The organism is Nonomuraea basaltis, from assembly GCF_005893125.1.
GTDB lineage: Bacteria > Actinomycetota > Actinomycetes > Streptosporangiales > Streptosporangiaceae > Nonomuraea > Nonomuraea basaltis.
In genome coordinates, this window is the sequence record NZ_VCJS01000038.1 from 1 (window position 1) to 20,129 (window position 20,129).

Below are 20,129 nucleotides of genomic sequence, written 5' to 3' on the forward strand. Positions count from 1 at the left end.
GAGCGGCGACGGAACGTCGCCGCTCCGCGCGGTCGAGCCCCTTGGCCGACAGCAGGTCGTCCAGTACGCCGAGGCAAGCGAAGGCCGCTTCCACTCCCGCGGGCTCGATCTCGAGCGAAGTCCGCCGTCGCTCCTCCAAGAGCCGGAAATGACGCACTATGTCGGGCCCGTGTCGTCGTGTCGGCGTGCTGACGGCAATCCGCAGACAGGAGTCGAGCACTCGCGACGCGTCATCCCGCCCCAGATGAAGCTCGGCTCCGACGGCGTCGAAATCAGCATGGTCATCGACCGACCACGCGCGCAGCCGTCCGCCGTTCCTGGCCGCGATGAAGCTCAGGACCCGGCCGGGCCCCAGCTCCACGGCGGCACCGACACCGTCGGTGAGCAGGCGGCTCTGCACGCCGTCCCAGCGCACCGGCCGGACAAGCTGGTCGGCGAGGAGCGCCGCGCCGGCGGCACCACCGGGGTGCGGTCGAGCGTCGACGCCGGAGAGCACGGGAACCGCGGTCTCGGCGATCGTCACGCCGGCCAGCGCTTCCAGCAGTTCCTCGGCCGCCGGGCGCATCAACGGGCTGTGGAAGGGCCCGCTGACACGGAGGGGGAACACCCGCGCACCACGCGCCTCGAACTCGGCGGCCGCACGCCTCAGGTCCGTGCCGCGGGCAGAGATCGCGACCTGGCGCGGGCCGTCGACGATGGCCGGATAGACCGCGAAACCGTCCTCGGTCCAGTGCCGGCAGACTCGTTCCACTCTGTCCGCGTCCAGATCAAGAACCCACATCATTCCGCCGTCCAGCGCCTCGGCGGCCCTGCTGACCGCCTCGCCCCGGAGCCGGACCAGCCGCACCGCCTCAGCCAGCGGCAGCGCGCCGGCACAGCACAGGGCGGTGTACTCGCCCAGGCTGTGCCCGGCCAGGTGGGTGACCGGCAGGCCAATCTCCTCGCGGAACACCCGGTACAGGGCGACCCCCATCGCCAGGAGAGCGAGCTGCGACTCCACCTGCCGATTCAAGCGGTCGCCGGCCGCCGGGTCTTCGCACAGTCCGGCCAGGTCGAGACCGAGCTCGTCCGATGCCTCATTCAGGGTCTCACGAAAAGTGCCGTACCGGCGGGACCATTTGGCCGCCATTCCAGGATATTGGGAACCCACTCCGGGGAAAAGAAACGCCAACCTCGGCCACGGAATCGACATTCCTCACCTCCGTGATGAGCTCGTCCGGTCGATTGCCGAGACGGGAGTCAACCACGGCCCACGCCCTCGTTCAACCGGACGTCTCAGCAGTTGAACATCGGAGAATTCCACATAACGGCCTCGTGACCAGGCACGGTGCCCCGCCGGAGGGGCCGCACTAACCAGGTGAGTGAGCGAAGAACTGTGCAGGAGAGGTCCATTGATGACGGAACTCGACATCCTGTACTGTGCGCCCCACTGCAATTTCCGCCATCTGCACTCGTAACAGCGGACTTCTTCAACAGGGGCTTCATCAGCAGGTCGAGGAGAAAGAGAACAATCATCGTGACCGCCGCACCCGAATATCCGGCCTGGGCATTCCCGTTCGCTGGAACTCCTGATGGACTCAAAGATCTCCGAACTCTGTGCGAACTCGCCCTGGACGTGATGTCAGAGGTACGGCACGACCGCTCGGGTCCCGGTCCGGCCGGTGGTTACCACGGCGTGGCCGAGTCGGCCCGGGCGCTGATGGCCGGCCCGCTCCTCCCGGAACTCGGCGGAGCGCCCCACGATGTCCTCGCCGACGTCACCCGCGCCTTCGCCGCCGGATCGGTCGACCTCACTCACCCGGCGGCTCTGGCCCGCATGCAGCCTCCCTCACTGGCTGTCGCGGCGGCGGCTGAGCTTGTCGTGGCCACCCTCAACCAGTCCTTGCACGCCTGGGAGAGCGGTCCGTTCGCGCTCGAGATCGAGCGCTTCGTCACCGCCGAGCTGGCCACCCTCATCGGCTACGGCTCCGGCGCGGGGGGCACCCTCACCTCGGGCGGCAGCGTCTCCAACCTGATGGCGATGACCATGGCCCGAGACTCGGTCCTGGCCCGCCGTCTGAGCCGTCGTCCCGGCCAGGAAGGGGTGGCCGGTCTCCACCGCCGCCCGGTCGTGCTCGCGCAGGAGGCCATCCACTTCTCGATCGGCCGGGCGCTGCGAATCCTCGGAATCGGCGAGGACCAGCTGATCCCGGTCGCCGTCGACGCCGACGGCCGCACCAGTGCGGCGGATGCCCGCCGGGTGCTGTTCGGCCTGCCCGGCACGGATCTGCCGTTGGCTCTGGTCGCCCTTGCCGGTTCGACCGACCTCGGCGTGATCGACCCGCTCCGTGAGCTGGCGGAGGTGGCGCGCGAGCACGATCTCTGGCTGCACGCCGACGCCGCCTATGGAGCCGGCGCGTTGTTCTCCGAGCGGCTGCGCCCCCTGCTGGACGGCCTCTCGGAGGCCGACTCGGTCACCATGGACCTGCACAAGTTCGGGTGGCTGCCCAGTTCCTCGGCGATGCTGCTGGTCAAGTCTCGCGGCGACCTGCAGGACTCCTTCGGCCTGGCGACCACGACCTGTCTGACCTCCGCCGACGACACAGAGCAGGGCTATCACGGCCTGCAGGGCGAGTCGTTGCAGACGACACGTCGCGCGGACGCTTTCAAGATCCTCGTAGCGCTCCGCTGCCTCGGCCGTGAGCGCTTGAGCGCCATGGTCGACGCCTGCCATGACCTGGCCATCCACGCAGCGGAACGGATCCGCGAAGAGCCGCGCCTGGAGCTCGTCGCCCACCCTCCTCTCGGTGCGGTCCTTTTCCGGTACCTCACCGACGATCCCGGCAAGGCCGATGAGGTCAATGGGGCCGCGCGCCGCGAGCTGATGGCCACCGGGCGTCTCCTGCTGGCCCGCACGCACCTGGTGGACGGCGCAGGCGTCCAGCGGGTCTACCTCAAGCTGCTGTTCCTGAACCCCGAGACAGCGCCCGAGCAGGTCGACGATGTCATCGCGATGTTCCTGACGACCGCCCGGAGGATCGAGGCGGAGGGCTGATCCTTGGAATCCCCGATGAAGTACGAGGCAGAGGCCTCGGGCCTGCGAATCTCCGCACCCGTGGACGGGGTACGCGAGTCGATGCGCCGCCTGCCCGGTGCCTTCGCCGTCCCCCTGACCCTGCTCACCGGCAAGCCCCACGCCGGGCAACGACCGGTTCGCTTCACTCCGACCAGCCATCTGATCAACGCGATCTGCTCGACCACCGCCGGCCTCACGATCTCCTGCCTGGCGTTGGCCTCCGGTGGCCTGGCTCTGTTCGCGCTGCCGGCGGGCTGGGCGGTCACGCTGCACGGCCTCCGAAATCTGCGCATGATGATCTACCACCAGTGCGCGCATAGGAACATGTGGCGCCGGCGGCGCCCCGACGACCTGCTCGGGCGCGTCATCGCCGCTCTGCTGATCGTCCAGCGCTTCGATGACTACCGCGCCGAGCATGTGGCCGACCACCACGCGCTGCACCACATGACCGTCCGGGACCCCACGGTCCGCGCCTTCCTGATCGGGCTGGGACTTCAGCCGAGGATGTCCCGCCGGGAGATGTGGTCCCGCGTGCTCCGGCTGCTGGCGTCACCCGTGTTCCACGTCAGGTTCCTGACGTCACGGATCCGCTCGCACGTGAAGGGAATGTCACGCGAAGAGCGCGTCTGGACCTTCGCCGGCTATGCGACCGTGGCCGGCCTGGCGACCTGGCTCCAGCTTTGGCCGTTCGTCCTGATCGCCTGGATCGTACCGGTGACCGTCCTGTTCCAGGTGAGCAACACCCTCCGGCTCTGTGTCAAGCACACCTTCCCACTCCCCGGCCAGACCGACCGTCGCGGCCGGGCCTACTTCTGCAGCCTGACGAACGCGATCTTCATCGGCGAGCCGGCCCCGGATCCCCGCCTGCCAGGCGGGCACCGAGCGCTGGCTTGGCTACGCTGGTGTGCCCGCCTGGCCGTTGTCCACTTCCCCGCCCGCTATCTGGTGCTGACCGGCGACACCGTCTGCCACGACTTCCACCACCGGCACCCGATGGATCGGCGCTGGGCGGACTACATCTTCGAACGGGAGGCCCGGCTCGCTTCGCTGACGCCCGGCGATCCACACTACCGGCACGTCTGGGGTCTGATCCCCGCGATCGACGTGGTCTTCGACTCGCTGCGCGCGGCCGATCCAATGGAGTACTCACGAGAGCTGGCCGCAGCCGAGCACCATGACGTCTTCGCCGCTTTCGACGACTGACCCGACGACGAACCCCCGGGAGGATCCATGACCGCCGACGCCGGAGAGCGCCTGATCATCCTCGGCGTGTCCGAAAGCGACGCGCACGCCGTGGCGAACCAGTTGATCGCGATGCACTTGCGTGAACAGGGCTTCACCGTGATCAACCTGGGTGTGTGCACCCCGCTGAGCGACTTCGCCGCCGCCTGCGACCAGTACCCGCACGCGGAAGCCGTGCTCATCGGCAGCCTCAACGGACATGCCTATCAGGACCTCGCCGAACTGCCGGCGCTGCGGGCGGCGGGGCGGCTACGTTGCCCGCTGGTGGTCGGCGGCAACGTCTCGGTCGGCCAGGACACCACGAGCGAACAACGCAGGCGGCTCCTGACTCTCGGTATCGATCATCTGCTGACCGATGCCTCACAGATCGTGCCTCTCCTGGACATGCTGCGCTCAGCGCGCGACACCCATGCCTCCCCGGCCCATGACGCCCGAATCTGCTAGCCCTCTCGACGATCTCGCGCTCTCCCCGCACCTCACGGCCACGCTGCCGCGGTGGGAGCAGATCATGGCAGAGCTCCGCGAACCCGGCCCGCACATCGTCGACGTCCTGCGGATGGCGGACGCCACCGGACGCCCGGCGGTCCAGCCCCGCTGCGGCGTCGGTGGCCACCGGGAAATGCTGCGGCTGCTCGAAGAGCTCAGCACCACCGGAGCCGATGTCCTCACCGTCACCATCGATTCGCACACCCGGCTCAGGCAGTACGCCACCGCGCAACGCCTGTTGTGTGACTCCCCCGGCGACCTGAACGGTTATCCGCTGGTCGCGCACGGCTGGCGGCGTGGCCGCGAACTCCGTGCCCGTGTCCCGCACCCCCTTCAGGTACGGCACGGCTCGCCGGATGCCCGCGATCTGTTCGCCATCGCCCTGGCCTCCGGCATCACGTCGTTCGAGGGTGGCGGGATTGACTACAACCTGCCCTATTCCAAGGACATCCCGCTCAGGACCACGCTCGGATCCTGGCGGCGGATAGACGCGGTATGCGGTGTCCTTGCCAAGGACGGCGTCCTCGTAGACCGTGAACTGTTCGGGACGCTCAGCGCCGTCCTCATGCCGCCCTCGATCAGCTTGGCGATCACCCTGCTGGAGGCGGCGGCCGCGGCGCGCGAGGGCGTCAGGTGCGTGTCGCCCGCCTACCCACAGTCCGGGGAGATGCACCAGGACATCGCCGCGCTGCGCGCCATCAGGGTTCTAGGGCAGCGCTACCTCGGGCCGGACATCGAAGTTTTCCCGGTCCTGCACGAGTTCATGGGCCCCTTTCCCCGCACCCCGCAGTACGCGAACTTCCTGATCATGTACGGCGGGCTCACCGCCCGGCTCGGAAGGGCGAGCAAGGTGGTCAGCAAGACGGCCAAGGAGGGCTACGGGATCCCGGACGCCGCCGCCAACACCGAGGGCATCCTCAACACGATCCTGGGGACCAGCGACCTGCTCGACTTCGTCCGAGTGGACGAGGACCGGATAGCCGAAGAGGAGTCCTGGATCCTGCAGGAGGTCGGCGAGCTCGTGGAGCCGCTGTTCTCCGCCGAGGACCTGCTCGGCGGCGTCGTCGAGGCGTTCCAGACCGGACGGCTCGACATCCCGTTCAGCGCCAGCGTCCACGCGCACTCGGACGTGGTGCCCGCGCGAGACCGCGGCGGTGCTGTCCGCTACGCCGACCCCGGGGCGCTGCCGTTCTCGAGCGCCACCCGCTCGCGGCACGCCCGGCAGCTGTCCGCCCGGGCGGGGGCCGCCAACCGCACCACCAGCCTGATCGAACGGATCACCCGCGACATCAACTACTTCCTCGACAAGGAGAGGACTGTGTTGCCCGCAATCGACGAAAGGCCACTGCCGTGACAGCCTCCGGATCCTCCGCCGTAGCGCCCGATCCCGCCTTCGGAGCGGCTGTCACCGCCGCCGACCGGCGCTACCTGGTCCAGTCCTGGTCGACGCAGGGAAACGTCGACGCCATCCCGGTCGACAGGGCCGAGGGCCGCTATTTCTGGGACTACGAGGGCAAGCGATACCTCGACTTCTCCTCGCAGTTCGTCAACCTCAACATCGGGCACCAGCACCCGAAGGTCGTCGCGGCGATCCAGGCTCAGGCCGGCAGGCTCTGCATGCTGGCCTCGACACTGGCCAACCATCAACGTAACGATGCCGCCCGGCTCATCACCGAGCTGGCACCGGGCGACCTGAACCGGGTGTTCTTCACCAACGGCGGGGCGGAAGCCAACGAGAACGCCGTGCGGATGGCGCGCCTGCACACCGGCCGCCCCAAGATCCTCGCTGCCTACCGCTCGTACCATGGCGGGACCAGTACGGCGATCGCCCTCACCGGAGACCCGCGCAGGTGGCCTAACCAGCACGCCGGACACGCCGACGCCAACGTCGTCCACTACTTCGGGCCCTACCTGTACCGCTCCAGCTTCAACGCGCGGACGGAGGCGGAGGAGTGCGAGCGCGCACTGGCGCATCTGGCGGAAGTCATCGAATTCGAAGGGCCGTCCACCATAGCCGCGATCATTCTGGAGCCGGTCGTCGGGACCGCTGGAATCCTGGTGCCGCCATCCGGCTACCTGGCCGGTGTCAGGAGGCTGTGCGACCGGCACGGCATTCTGCTCATCGCCGACGAGGTCATGACCGGCTTCGGCCGAACCGGCGCGTGGTTCGCGGTGGACCACTGGGGGATCGAGCCCGACCTGCTCACTTTCGCGAAGGGCGTGAACTCCGGCTACGTCCCGCTGGGCGGCGTCGTCGTCTCGGACGCGGTCTACGACACCTTCAGGACCCGGCCTTTCCCGGGCGGCCTGACCTACTCCGGTCACCCGCTGGCCTGCGCCGCCGCGGTCGCCACGATCACGGCGATGAAAGAGGAAGGCGTCGTCGACCACGCCGCCTGGCTCGGCGAGGCCGTGATAGGCCCGGAGTTGCGCCGGCTCGCCGAGCGCCATCCTTCGGTCGGCGAGGTCCGCGGGCTCGGCGTCTTCTGGGCGGTGGAGCTGGTGCACGACCGCCGAACCCGTCAGATGCTCGTGCCCTACGCCTCGTCAGGAGCCACGGCGGCGCCCATGGCCGCGGTGGTGGCGGCCTGCCACCGGCTCGGGTTGTGGCCGGCCACGAACTACAACCGGATCCACGTGATGCCGCCGTGCAACACGACCGAGGCCGAAGCCCTGGAGGGACTGGCGATGCTCGACGAGGCGCTCGCGGTCGCGGATCGTCACGCCGAAGGCGCGTGATCCCCACGGTCCGCGACGGTGCCGATCAGGTCCGCGCCGTCGTGGACCAGCAGGGTCGCTGCTCGGCCGACGACCGCTACCGCGGCCCGATACGGCGCCGGCAGCGGCGCGTCGATCAGCGAATACGAGTCCGGGCTCCCGAGCACGGCGGGAAGGGCGAGCACCCTCGGCGGTGCGCCCGAACCCGTCACCTCCACGTGGGCCGGATGGACCGCCAGGCCCTTGCCCACCGCTTTGAGTACGGCTTCCTTCCTGGTCCACCGGACCACGAAGTCGGCGTAACCGCCGCCTCGCGCGCGAAAGTCCCTGAGCTCGAACTCGGACAGCGACGACTCGAGGTGAGGGCCGACGGATTCGCGAACCGAGGCGTCCTCGACGTCGACGCCGACGGCGCCCCGCGATGTCACGGCCAGGACGGCCAGCTCTCCCGTGTGGGAAACCGAGATATCCACGTCCGGTTCGACCGGATCCACCACTTTCGGCTTGCCGTGATCGCCTCCGCAATACCGGCACGTACGGTCGAAGACGAAGCCCGAGGGATCACCACCCCACCGATCGGCCAGCACGAGCCGGGTCAGCGCCCATGCGGCAACGAAACGACGGCGGTCGTCCACTCCACGCAGTCGCCCTCGGCGCAGCAGATCCCGCTCGTTCAGCAGCACCACCAGTTCTTCCGGTACGGCCGCGGCGCGGACGTACCAGACCTCGCAATCGACCTCGGAGTCCGGCACTCCGGCCTCGACGGCGTCAGGGAGCGCCACGGGCTCGCTCCCGATCTGCCCGCCGATCACCGCGTGATCCGGACGACGTACTCGACGAGCAGCGGGTCGGTGAGCAGATCCGATCCTGTCGCGGCATTCGGCCACGGCACGAACTCCCGCTCGGGACCCCCGCCGGCGACATGGTCCGGCGGTGAGATCTCGACGGTCCGGCAGCGCAAGCCGGTGGAGGTGTCCACGCTCGCCGACATGAGGAGGAAGCCGAGCCATGCGCGGTAGCGGTCGGACAGGTCCGCCATGAACACCTCCGCCTCGTCCCGCTCCAGGTCGAGGCCATCGACCAGGCCGGCCAGGCCGGCATCGAGACGGGCCATGGCCATGGCCTGGACCGTGCCGGCGGGGGCGGCCCCCACGGGGAGGACGAAGCCTTCGCCACCGCCGACCTTCGCGAGAATCGCGTCGAACTCCGCCTGCACCTCGTCCGCTCCGGGGAAGCCTGGAGCGAGCAGCACACAACATCGAACGTCCGCGCCGAGCTTCGCCAGCTCGGAGACGATCGCCGTGGTGAGGGCAGCGCCGCCGCAGTATCCGACCACGTGGAAGACGCCGGCGCCGGCGGCTGAAAGGGCGGCGGCGTAGTCCTCGGCGAGGGCCGGGATGCCGGGCAGCGAGCGGTCCGGCGAGTCGGCCATGCCGGACACCGGATCAAGACGGTAGACGCCCACGTCCGCCGTACCGCCGGCCAGATCGCCGGCCAGGGTGCCGCCGCCCTCCACCCCGAGGAACTCGACGACCAGAAGCGCTCCCCCGCCGTCGACCGCGGGTCGCAGGCACTGGACGTGCAGCCCCGAAGCAGTGCTGAGCTTCGCGGAAAGGGTCATCGGATCAGACCTCGCAGCGCTCTGCGAGCATCGCCACGGTGGGAGCCTCGAACAGGTCCTGAAGACCGATCCGCGCGCCGAGCAGTGTCCTGACCCGGCCGACCAGGCGCGCGGCGTTCAGCGAATTGCCGCCCAGGGAGAAGAAGTCGTCATCCATCCGCACGTGGTCCACCCCGAGTATCTCGGCGAACAGGCCGCACACCGCCTTCTCGGCGCCCGATCGCGGTTCCCGCCCCGAGTCGCCTTCCACTCCTTCCGCCTCCGGCACCGACACGGGCAGGGCCTGACGATCCACCTTGCCGTTCGACGTCAGTGGCAGGCGATCGGCGAACACGAACACGTCGGGCACCATGTGCCGGGGGAGAATCGCGCCGAGCGCCCGTGACAGGACGACGGGTGGCACGGAGTCACCAACCAGGTGCGCCTCCAGACGCAGGGATCCCCGGGGGTCGGGCCGGGCCGTGACGGCTGCCTGACGCACCCCGGGCAGCCGCTCCAGCGCCGCCTCGACTTCTCCCGGCTCCACCCGGAAGCCGCGGATCTTCACCTGGTCGTCCACCCGCCCGACGTACTCCACCACGCCCGACGCGGTCCACCGTGCCAGGTCCCCGGTCCGGTACATCCGGCTCCCATCGGCTGCGAAGGGGTCGGGGACGAAGCGCTCTCGGGTCAGCTCCGGCCGGTTCAGATAGCCGCGCGCGAGCTGGGCCCCCGCCGCGTACAGCTCCCCCACCACGCCGATCGGGACCGGGCGCTGAGCTTCATCGAGCACGTACAACCGGACGTTCCACACCGGACGTCCGATCGGCACCGCGTCGGCGCCGATCGCTTCTCCTGCGGCGATGCGGTGGAACGTGCAGGCGACGGTGACCTCGGTCGGCCCGTAAAGGTTCGTCAGGTCGACATGGGGATGATCCCGCCGCCACTCGGCCAGTGCGGCGCCGTGTAGCGCCTCCCCACCGAGAACCAGGTCGCGCGTTGGCCATCGCGGGTCGTCCGGATCGCCGAGAAGAGGGAACTGACTCGGCGTCAGCTCCAGGAACGTCGGGCGCTCGGCACCGGGATCGGGCTCATCGACCAACCAGGACGGGACGTCGACGAGCTCCACGGTCCCACCGGCTGTCAGCGGTGCCCAGAGCTGGGTGACCGCGCCGTCGAAGCCGAAGGAGAAGGTCACCGGTACCCTGCCGCGCATGCTCGGATACGTCTCGGAAGCCCACTGCAGGTAGTTGGCGAGCGCCCGGTGCGAGACGACCACCCCCTTCGGGCGGCCTGTGGACCCGGAGGTGTAGATCACATATGCCGCACGGTCCGGTGCTCGCCCGCCGCCGTCACCGGGCCCCGCGGCGGGTCCGCGCACGGAGTCCGTCCCGGCCGTCCGTCCTGCCTCGTCGACGCGCACGACGGGAACGCCCTCGGGAACCGCGACAGGGCTGCCCGCCTCCAGCACCACGACGGCGGGTCGCGCGTCTTGGAGCAGCCAGCGGATGCGCTCGGCCGGGTACCCGGCATCGATGGGCACGTAAGCGGCTCCGGCCTTCCAGGCTCCCAGCATCGCGACGACAGCCCCGGCCACGCGCGGCATCGCGATCGCCACCAACGCCTCAGGTCCGGCACCGTGCCGCGTCAGGGCCTCCGCCACTTCCTCGGCACGCGCGCCGAATTCCGCGTAGGAGATCACGACCTCGCCGCACACCACGGCGGGATGCGGCCCGTTGGCCGTCACGGCCGACTCCACCAGGGCGGAGGCATCGGTCGCCAAGGACTTTCGGGCACCATGGGCGAAGTCGCCCAGCACCTGCCCCAGCTCGGCCTCGTCCATGACGTCGAGCTCTGACAACCTCCGGTCGGGTGCTTGGACGGCCGACCGGAGCAACCGTGCGAACCGGCGCAGCATCAGCTCGGCCGTCTCGCGGTCGAAGAGGTCTGCGGAGTATTCGAGTGCCAGGCCCACCCCTGCCGGCTCCTCATCACTGTCACGCCGCTCGGTGGCGATGACCGTCAGGTCGAAACGACTGAAATCGAGGCCCGCCCGCAACGGCTCGCCGGACAGCCCCGGCAGCCTGAGCGGCGGCTCAGGCTCGCTCTCCAGAGCCAGCATGACCTGGAAGAGCGGGTTGCGCGCCGCGCTGCGCGGCGGGTTGACCGCCTCGACCAGCAGGTCGAACGGCAGCTCCTGATGAGCGTAGGCCTCCAGATCGCTCGCGCGGATCCGGCTCAGGAGAGCGCGGAACGTCGGGTCGCCGTCCGTCCGGGTCGGCAGGACCAGGGTGTTGACGAACATTCCGATCACTTCGTCGAACGCCCGCTCGGTCCGGCCGGCCACCGGGCACCCGATAGGGAGGGCGGTTCCGGATCCCAGCCTGGTGAGCAGCGCGCCGAGGGCCGCCTGCAGAACCATGAACACGCTGGCCCGGTGTTCACGGGCCAGAGCGGCAAGCGCACGGTGCGACAGCGGGTCGAGCTCGCCCTCGACCTTCCCGCCTCGCCCGCTCCCGCGAGCCGGCCGCGCCCGATCGTTCGGCAGCGCCAGTTCGTCGGGCATTCCTTCCAGAGCCCCACGCCAGTAGGCAAGCTCGCGGGCATATCGGCTGTCAGGATCGGCGGGATCACCGAGCATGGATTCCTGCCACTGGACATAGTCCGAATAGCCGGCGGACAACGGCTTCCCGCCCGGCTCCGCACCCCGGGACCGGGCCTCATACGCTGTGGCGAGGTCGTCGACGAACAGGGTCTTCGACCAGCCGTCGAAACCGATGTGGTGGACCACGACGAGCAGGGCGTGGTCCTGCGGCGCGATCCGCAGCAGGCGGTACCGGACGGGAATCTCCCTCTCGAGGTCGAAACGGTGCGCCGCGGTCTCGTCGAACACGCGCTGGACGTCTTCCGGGCTCGCCTGCTCGGCTGCCGGGCACGGCAGGCAGGCCGCCGCATCCAGCACCCGGCGCCGTAGGACTCCTTCCTCCTGGACGAACAGCGTCCGGAGGGATTCGTGACGGGCCACAACGTCGGCGAGCGCGGCGTGGAGCTCGTCCGTGTCGAGCGGACCCTTGAAACGCGCACCATAGGCGAGGTTGTAGCCGAGGTCCGCCTCGTTCAGGCGGTTCAGGTACCAGAGACGTCGCTGCGCGTAGGAAGGGCGCGATGCGTGCCCGGCGTGATCGCCCGAGTCCCGGTGCGGGGCGGCTTCGTCCGTGTCCCCGATCATCTCGCAGAGCTCTCCGACGGTCGCGGCTTCGAAGACGTGCCGGACCGGGAAATCGACGCCCAGCGACGCGCGAAGGTGACCCACCAGGCGTGCCGCGTGCAGCGAAGTACCACCGAGAGCGATGAAATCGTCGCCGATCCCGACTCGGCCGATCCCGAGCACCTTGGCCAGCAGGCCGCACACCGCTTCTTCGACGGCGGTCCGCGGCGCGCGGTGTGCGTGATCGTCGAACGCGGGCGCGCGGCGTGCGTGGTCACCCAGGGCGCCGGAGCCCGGATCCGGGAGCGCCTGGCGATCCACCTTGCCGTTCGGGGTCAGTGGCAGTCGATCGACGACCTGGAACGCCTCGGGCACCAGGTGCCGCGGAACTACGGCCAGCAGTCCTCGGGCAAGCCTGGAGGCCTGCAAGTTCTCGCCCACCACGTAGGCCACGAGGTGCGGGATTCCCTCAGCGTCCGGCCGCGCCACCACCGCCGCCTGGTGCACACCAGGCAGGCGCTCCAGCGCGGCCTCGACCTCCCCCGGCTCCACCCGGAAGCCGCGGATCTTGACCTGCGCATCCGTCCGGCCGCGATACTCCAGAACGCCGTCGGCGTTACGGACCGCCAAATCCCCCGTTCGGTACATCCGCCGTCCGCCTGCGGCGAATGGGTCCGCGACGAAGCGCTCCGCCGTCAGTTCCGGGCGGTTCAGGTACCCTCGTGCCACCTGAAGCCCGGACAGATAGAGCTCACCGACTGTCCCGGAGGGGGCCATGCGCAGCCGCTCGTCCAGGATGTGCGCGTCGACATCCGGGAAGGTGACACCGATCGGCGCAGTGCCCGTCCCGGTCCCGTCGACCTCCGCGGACGTGGCCCACACCGTCGCCTCGGTAGGCCCGTACAGGTTCGTCACCCGCCGCGCCCGGGCGGCGAGTTCGGCACCGAGCGCGGCCGGGAGAGCCTCGCCGCCGACGAGGACCTCGAGACCGTCGACGACGCTGGGACACTCCGCAAGCAGCTCGCGCCACAGGGTCGGGGTCCCCTGCATGATGGTGGCGCCGGATCCGGCCATCAGCTCGCCGAGAGCGCTCGGGTGGAGGGCCTGGTCCGCGGTCGCGATGACCAGGCGGGTGCCGCGCAGCAATGGCAGAAGGTACTCCGGCACCGACATGTCGAAGCCGAAGGTCGTGGCCGACACCAGCCGGTCCGCGGGCTTGAGCGGGAAGCGCCGTTCCATGGCGGTGAGGAAGGCGGCCAGCGCCCCGTGAGTGATCATGACGCCCTTGGGGCGTCCGGTCGAGCCTGAGGTGTAGATGACGTACGCGAGGTCGTCCGGCGTCAGGGCATCGAGAGCGCCGGCCACGCCGGCCCGGCTCGGCGCCCCCATGCCGGTCCGCACCGCCGACCCCTCCTCCTGCGACGCGGCAGCCACCACGACACCGTCATCGAGGACCAAGCCGGCCGCATCGACGCGGACCGTCGGCAGCCCTGCCGGAACCGCCACCTGCGTGTCCGCTCCCAGCACCACGACGGAGGGCCGAGCGTCCTCGATCATCCACGCGATCCGCTCGGACGGGTAGGCCGGGTCGATGGGCAGGTAGGCCGCCCCGGCCTGCCAAGCCCCCAGTATCGCGGTCACCGCGCCGATCCCCCGCGGCGCCACGACGGCCACGATCGACTCCCGTCCGGCCCCATGCCGCGCCAGCGCGCCGGCCACTGCGGCGGCCCTGGAATCCAACTCCCGGTGCGATACGGCCACCTGGCCGCACACCACGACCGACTCCGGGCCGGAGCAAGCGACACGCGTCGCCAGCAGTTTCGCGGCCACGCTCCGGGATCCCATCGTTACAGGAACCTCTCAGCGATACGGTCCAGGGTGCGGAAGTCGTCGATCGCCAGTGAGCCGACGTCGATCGGTTTGCCGGAGAGTTCTTCCAACAGGCCAATGAACTCCAGGAACGCCAATGACTCGATGAGCCGGGTCTCGATCAGGTCGGTGCCCGGAGGAACGTCGCCTTCCAGGTCGGGGTTCTTCGACCGGATCCAGGCGACGATCTCGTCCACCCCGGCCTCCTTGACTCCCCTGAGATCCATGCCCTGGTCTCCTATCCGATCGAACCGTGGACAACGGCAAGGGCGCGCTCGGCCCCGCCGTGTGTTCGGATCAAGGTGTGGACCCACCGTTCCACACCGAAGGCGAGACAGCTGCTGTAGGCCGGAGCACCGTCGTGCTCGATGCCCAGCCGCTCGCCGAAGAAGTTGCGGTGGCGGTTGACCGAGCCGATCGCGGTGCCGTCCGTGGCCACGAACTCGATCTTGACCGGATCCATCCGGCTGAGCAGCGCACGTGAGCCTTCGTCCAGGTAGAAGGGGTCCGTGGCCGGCAGCTCATCGAGTTCGATGCCGAGCCCTGTGGCCAGGTCGCGCACCTGGTCTCCCGCCTTGCGCAGATGTTCCACCGCGCCTTCCTTGCTTCCGACGTAGAGAACCTCCCGCATGTGGAATGCCCTGAGGCGGCGTAGGCCGTCGTAGACCTTCTCGTTGCGGTAGCAGCTGCCGATCGCGGTGAGCAACCGTGACGTCTGGAGCTTCTGTTGCCGGAACATCATGAGCAGCCCGTAGCAGGTGGCCGTCGGCAGGAGGCAGCCTGTCGGCTCCAAAGCGTCCTCGGGCGTGGGTGCCTGCTGCTCCTTTCCGGCCAGCCGTGCAACCACCTCCTCCGCGTACCCGGATACCGGGAGCGCGAGGTGGGGGAAGTTGGCGAAGAAGTCGAGCCGGGTCAGCAGCTCGGCGGGGAGCATCGCCGGGCCGACGATCGGCCGTGCGCCCAGTTGTTCGGCGATGCGGAGGAAACGGGCGTCCAGAGCACCGAAGATCTCGGCCTCAGCGGAGTCGAGCACCACGACTCCCGGCGCGAGGAACATGGTCATGGGTGCTCCCATCAGTCGAACAGGCCGATACGCCGGTAGAAGGAGACGGTTCGTTCGGTGATGCGGTCGTGCACGGCTTGCCGGGCAGGGTCGGCCAGCACGGTGGCGCGGAACCGTGACGGCGAGGCGATTCCGGCGTCGCGGTAGGCGTCCACGCTGTACAACATCTGGATGATGAGATCGATGTAGCGACGCAGATAACCGGCGACGTCCCGCACGGCGTCGGCCGAATGACCGGCCTTGACCTGATTGAAGAGCGCAGAGACCAACTGGCCGCCGAAGGCGATGTGCCGGGACTCATCGCGGTGGTGGATGCGGTTCACCTCCCGGACGGTCTCCGGGAGGCCAGGATCCGCAGCCATCCTGGCATTGAAGAAATCACCGATCTGCTCGAAGATCAATATCTGGCTGAACACGATGAAGTTGTTCAGCTCCGGCGAGCGCTCGGCGGCGGGGAAGACCATGCGCCGGTCTGGATAGATGCGACCGCCGTACCGGAGACAGAATTCGGCGAAGAACCACATGTGCTCGTTCTCCTCGCCGATGAAGTGGTGGAAATAGGGCGTCGGGATCTCGTAGCCGGGGGTGTGGATGCGGCGCATCACCTCGATGAGCAGCTCCCTGATCCCGTGGGCGATCAGGCTGTAGAGGTTGACGCTCTCCCAGCGAGAGAGCTCGACCAGTCGCTCCGGCGGGATGTCCCGCTCCACCGCGGTGCCGTGAATCGAGAGCAGTTCCCTGCTCATCCACAGCGACGCGGGCTTGATCTCGTCCGGCCACTGGAAGGCGCGATAGGGGTTGTAGTAGTCCTCGACCGAGGCCTCCGTGAGCCTGTTGACGGCCTTGGAGAACTCCTGTGTCCACTCAAGCGCCGACATCATGTCCTCCCGTCCCCGGCACGAGGCAGAATTCGAAGTCGCTGCCCCCACTGGCGTTCACATCGATCGGCATCGTGGTCCGCCGGCGTCGACGGCCTCGAACACCCGGTTTCATGGGCTCGGGAAGCCTGGTTCCCCGAATCACCCACCCCACTGAATCCACACCGACTCGCAATCCGCAGTCATGAAATCTCTTTCGGTGCGCTCCACCACCGACCGCGGACTTTCCGGAGATCGGTGTATGGGGACTTTCGCCGCGGTATTCAACATTGGTCGCGACCAACCCCAATACGAGAGAGGAGCACAGTCCATCACGTGCGGCAGCACACTGCCATATCCGTCCCAGGAGCGTCAGCCTGGACGAGCGCCACGTCGAACGCACCACGAATCGCCGCGGCTTTTCCGACTCCCGCCATTATCACGCCCGGCGTCAGTTGATCCAGAGCCGTCCACGAGACGGCACGGACGGATACCCAGACCGGCCCGGCCGGCACCGAAACTTTCAACTGCTCAAAGCAACCGGTTGAACAGCTTCGCACCATTGGTGTCACGCAGTGACGATCCTCGATCGTGTCCACGCGGCCGAGCACGCCGCCGATCGGGGGATCGTGCGGCGGTTGACGGCTATCCGCGGAAAGCCACTGAGCGCGAGGAGGCCCAGGTCGGGAGGACAGCACTTTCCCGCATAGAGGAGGCCCAGGTCAGGAGGACAGCGCTTTCCCGCATACCGCGAACATACCGCCCGACCTTATATTCAGCCCGGATCGCGCACGCATTAAGGGAGACGGCTGTGCATGCTCCGCCAATACATCCATGCCGGTGCTCTGCGGACCACGCTCCTTCATCGCGGCCCGACGACGTCAACGCGACGGCCCGCCCACGTGGAGACAACGCCATGATCATGGCGATCCGCGATCGCCGTAACTATCGGGAGGAAGCTTCGTGGAGAGAAGCGTTTCAGAGTTGACGAACCGAGGGAGCGGTTTTGTCGCTGACGATATCGTACGCGTGATGCTCGATGATTTGACGGAGGCGGATTCACCACGCTGTCAGGGAGTCGATCTCGACCATGTTCACGCACTCGCCGAGGTGGAGAATCCGCTTCCGCCCATACTCGTGCATTTCGACACCATGCGCGTCATCGACGGAATGCACCGTCTGACTGCCGCACGGTTGCTCGGCCGCTCCGACATCGAGGTGCAGTTCTTCCACGGAGACCCCGACGAGGCATTCCGGTTCGGGGTTCAGGCGAACGTCTCACATGGTTTACCGCTGTGCTTGGCCGATCGGAAGGCGGCCGCGGCACGCATCATCTGGTCGCACCCGCATCTCTCCGACCGGGCGATCGCGTTGTCGGCAGGATTGGCGGCGGCGACCGTGGCGTCGATGCGCAAGCAGAACGACAGGTTTGGGGAAGCCACGGCCAGGACCGGCGCAGACGGTAAAGTCCGGCCGCTGAACGCCGCGAAGGGGCGGCTGGTCGCCAGTGAGGTGCTTGCCGAGCACCCGGATGCGACGCTCCGGGAGATCGCGCAAGCGGCGGGGATCTCGATCGCGACCGCGCAGGACGTGCGCCGGCGCGTCCTCGCGGGCGAAGACCCCGTGCCCGAGCGATTGAGGTCCGCCGAAGAGGATGTGTCTCAGCACAAGGCATCGGCGAACGGCCCCGCCGGCACCGCGGAGCGGATCGACCTCACACGGGTGATCGACATCCTGCGGCGGGATCCGTCACTTCGCTATTCCGAATCCGGCCGCATGCTGCTCAGGTGGCTGGACTCCAGGACCGTGACGACCACGCAGTGGGCAGAGGTCGCGGATAACATTCCGCCGCACTGCCTGGCCTCCATCTCCAAGGTGGCGAGGGAATGTGCTCGGACATGGTCGGAGATCGCCGAGATGGTCGATGACGTCTGACCGTATGTGATGGCTCTCCGGCGCACCCGGCTCCGTCCCACTCAGAAGACCGGCGTGATCTCAGGTCGACGACGGAGATCAGCGGTCCCTTGAGGGAGCTGTACCCTCCTCGGCTCCGTCTCTGCTCCAGGACTTCATCCGGGTGTTGAGATGCGCGCCGATGCGCGCCATGGCTTCCGGGCCGGCCATGTCCAGGTGGCCGCAGTCCAGCTCAACCCGATCGACGCCGCGCACGTGGCCGTCCCAGCGCCGCGGATCAACCACGATCCGGCTGGGCTGCCGGGACGTGCTGGCGAAGAACGTCAGCTCACCGTCGAAGACTCCTGGCACATGGTCCAGCAGCAGACGGAAATGGTTCACCGTGGACGCCATGAGCCTCTCGATCGTCGCGAGGCCGAGTTCGGGGAAGGTCGGGTTGTGGATTTTGATCTGACGCTTCAGGTCTTCGGCGGTAGCGTCCGCGGGCAACTCGGCCATCGCCAGGTCGGCCGCTTCGTCGCTGCCGAGCAGGGTGCTGAGCGCCTCCCGGACGAGCTCCTCCTCGCTGACCTCCCCGAGCGCCGGGAGCGGTGCCGCGTCCATGACGGCCAGCACGGCCACCTCCTCTCCTGACTCCTGGAGCAGCACCGCCAACCGGTGTGCGATGAGACCACCGAACGACCAGGAGAGGAGGTGATACGGGCCGTGCGGTTGGATTCTGCGGATTTCGCGAAGATGGCCGTCCGCGATCTCCTCGACGCTCGACGCGAGGTATCCGGGGGACCGCAGGGACGCCGTCTGCAGGCCGTACACGGGGTGGTCCTGGGCCAGGTGGCCGAGCAGCATCACGTAGCACCAGCTCAGCCCGAGCGCCGGGTGAACGCAGAACAGCGGCGGCTCGGTGCCGGCCGGCCTCAGAGGGAGAACGACTCCGAACAGGTCGTGCGCGTCGCGGGCAGCGCTACGCTCCGCCTCCTCAGAAGGCGTCTTGGAGCCGGGACCGCCCAACCCGGATGGTGAGCCGCCCGGGCCAACGGGAGCAGCCGCTCCTGACGTCAGCGTCGCAAGCGACCGTTCGGGATCCCCGAGCATCTCCGGAACCAGCATGCTGATCTTCACCGCCAGCTCGCGGCAAAAATCCTCGCCGACCTCCTCGCTGCCCCGCGCCACCTCCAGCCCGATTCGTCCGGGCTCGTCCACCACGCTCAGAGTGACCGCGTTGCCCCCGCTGAGGCCGGCGTCAGGCCCCTCGGCACCCACGTAGTCGAAGAATCCGTCCACCACCGGATCCTCGTGGATATTTCTCCGCTCGGCGGAGGTGATCTGGAAGCGAATCTGTCCGAGGTATTCCTGGATGGTCTGTTCACTGTCGGGAGCCACTCGGATCAGCTCGAGATTGACCGGTGGACCGGCCGTCGAGGACGCTCCGGCATCTGCCCGCACCTCAACCGGAAATCCCACCACCGATTCGGGACGACCACCGATGTCCCGCAGGGCAAGAGCATAAGCAGCGAGGTAGAACAGCGGCGGCGCAAGCGCGTTCTCCTCGCAGAACCTCCGGACCGCTGAAGCCACGTCAGCGCCGAGTTCCAGGCGGACGCTTCGGAAGTCTCCCGCTTCGTGGACATCCTCCAGGTGAATCGGCGCAGCCGACCCACCGGGCACTTGAGCCGGATCGACGTCAGCGGACAGAGCCCGCATGATGGCATCCTTCTGCTCCGCGACCCGCGCCAGCAGCTCCGGTCCCACCACACCCCGGCGAGCCTCCATCCGGAGGTTCCCGTCTTCGACCCGGAGCCGCACGCCCAGCCGGCGCAGGCTTGTCGTCAGCTCGCGTACCTCATCCGCGATCCTCGAATGCATCAGAACACGAACTCCTCTATGTTTCCGCCAGACCGGCTCGCGGTCTCCCCCGCCTCGGTGAGCGCCGGGTGGAGCCAATTCCGGCCCAGCCCCTCCGGGCTCCCCAGGAGGCGACGCATGAGTGTCATTCATCCCTGAAAGAGCAGGTCCACGTCAAGTGACGACGAGCCCGGCTCCTCTTGGTGTGCGCCCTCCGCTTGATCTTCAACCTGTCTGTGCGGGACTGTACGGTCTGCGCCGTGAGGCGCGGTGAA

Annotated in this window: 15 protein-coding genes; 6 read left to right on the forward strand and 9 right to left on the reverse strand. The window is 68.5% G+C overall.

Features of this window, described 5'->3' with window-relative positions:
- Positions 1 to 1,129: ACP S-malonyltransferase (locus EJK15_RS19620; protein ID WP_171074413.1), on the reverse strand; the 1,129-nt coding region annotated here is incomplete at its 3' end.
- A 489-nt stretch (positions 1,130 to 1,618) separates the two neighbouring features.
- Here EJK15_RS19620 and EJK15_RS19625 point away from each other — a divergent pair.
- The 5 genes from EJK15_RS19625 to EJK15_RS19645 all read left to right on the forward strand — a co-directional run bounded on the left by EJK15_RS19625 (position 1,619) and on the right by EJK15_RS19645 (position 7,522).
- Positions 1,619 to 3,034, forward strand: coding sequence for a pyridoxal phosphate-dependent decarboxylase family protein (locus tag EJK15_RS19625; RefSeq protein ID WP_138711906.1), 1,416 nt, complete (start codon positions 1,619 to 1,621; stop codon positions 3,032 to 3,034).
- A 15-nt stretch (positions 3,035 to 3,049) separates the two neighbouring features.
- Positions 3,050 to 4,258: a fatty acid desaturase gene (locus tag EJK15_RS19630; RefSeq protein WP_240777066.1), complete on the forward strand. Its 1,209-nt coding sequence runs from the start codon at positions 3,050 to 3,052 to the stop codon at positions 4,256 to 4,258.
- A 27-nt stretch (positions 4,259 to 4,285) separates the two neighbouring features.
- Positions 4,286 to 4,741 (forward strand): cobalamin-dependent protein, encoded by a 456-nt coding sequence (locus EJK15_RS19635; protein WP_171074414.1) that lies wholly within the window; start codon positions 4,286 to 4,288, stop codon positions 4,739 to 4,741.
- Positions 4,742 to 4,805: 64 nt separating this feature from the next.
- Entirely contained in the window at positions 4,806 to 6,137 is a 1,332-nt protein-coding gene (locus EJK15_RS19640; RefSeq protein WP_206060973.1) for a methylaspartate mutase, read from the forward strand.
- Positions 6,134 to 7,522: an aspartate aminotransferase family protein gene (locus tag EJK15_RS19645; protein ID WP_138711908.1), complete on the forward strand. Its 1,389-nt coding sequence runs from the start codon at positions 6,134 to 6,136 to the stop codon at positions 7,520 to 7,522. Before EJK15_RS19640 ends, EJK15_RS19645 begins: the two co-directional genes overlap by 4 nt.
- On the opposite strand, the gene EJK15_RS70710 is transcribed toward EJK15_RS19645, so the two are convergent.
- The 7 genes from EJK15_RS70710 to EJK15_RS19675 form a co-directional block, all read right to left on the reverse strand.
- On the reverse strand, positions 7,504 to 8,283 hold the full coding sequence (locus tag EJK15_RS70710) for a 4'-phosphopantetheinyl transferase family protein (protein WP_171074415.1): 780 nt from the start codon (positions 8,281 to 8,283) through the stop codon (positions 7,504 to 7,506). The genes EJK15_RS19645 and EJK15_RS70710 overlap by 19 nt on opposite strands.
- Positions 8,284 to 8,309: 26 nt before the next feature.
- A complete protein-coding gene (locus EJK15_RS70715; protein WP_171074416.1) occupies positions 8,310 to 9,122 on the reverse strand; it encodes a hypothetical protein in 813 nt (270 codons plus the stop codon).
- Between the two features lie 4 nt (positions 9,123 to 9,126).
- On the reverse strand, positions 9,127 to 14,139 hold the full coding sequence (locus EJK15_RS19655; protein ID WP_171074417.1) for a non-ribosomal peptide synthetase: 5,013 nt from the start codon (positions 14,137 to 14,139) through the stop codon (positions 9,127 to 9,129).
- Positions 14,140 to 14,156: 17 nt separating this feature from the next.
- A complete protein-coding gene (locus EJK15_RS19660; RefSeq protein ID WP_138711910.1) occupies positions 14,157 to 14,375 on the reverse strand; it encodes an acyl carrier protein in 219 nt (72 codons plus the stop codon).
- A 41-nt stretch (positions 14,376 to 14,416) separates the two neighbouring features.
- Positions 14,417 to 15,241 (reverse strand): aminoacyl--tRNA ligase-related protein, encoded by an 825-nt coding sequence (locus EJK15_RS19665; RefSeq protein WP_138711911.1) that lies wholly within the window; start codon positions 15,239 to 15,241, stop codon positions 14,417 to 14,419.
- A gap of 11 nt (positions 15,242 to 15,252) precedes the next feature.
- Positions 15,253 to 16,122: a diiron oxygenase gene (locus EJK15_RS19670; RefSeq protein ID WP_206060974.1), complete on the reverse strand. Its 870-nt coding sequence runs from the start codon at positions 16,120 to 16,122 to the stop codon at positions 15,253 to 15,255.
- Positions 16,123 to 16,430: 308 nt separating this feature from the next.
- A complete protein-coding gene (locus EJK15_RS19675) occupies positions 16,431 to 16,697 on the reverse strand; it encodes a hypothetical protein (protein WP_138711912.1) in 267 nt (88 codons plus the stop codon).
- A gap of 433 nt (positions 16,698 to 17,130) precedes the next feature.
- On the opposite strand from EJK15_RS19675, the gene EJK15_RS19680 reads away from it, so the two are divergent.
- A complete protein-coding gene (locus EJK15_RS19680; protein ID WP_138711913.1) occupies positions 17,131 to 18,033 on the forward strand; it encodes a ParB/RepB/Spo0J family partition protein in 903 nt (300 codons plus the stop codon).
- A gap of 78 nt (positions 18,034 to 18,111) precedes the next feature.
- Here EJK15_RS19680 and EJK15_RS19685 read toward each other — a convergent pair whose 3' ends face one another.
- Positions 18,112 to 19,875, reverse strand: coding sequence for a thioesterase domain-containing protein (locus EJK15_RS19685; protein ID WP_138711914.1), 1,764 nt, complete (start codon positions 19,873 to 19,875; stop codon positions 18,112 to 18,114).
- Between the last annotated feature and the right edge of the window lie 254 nt (positions 19,876 to 20,129).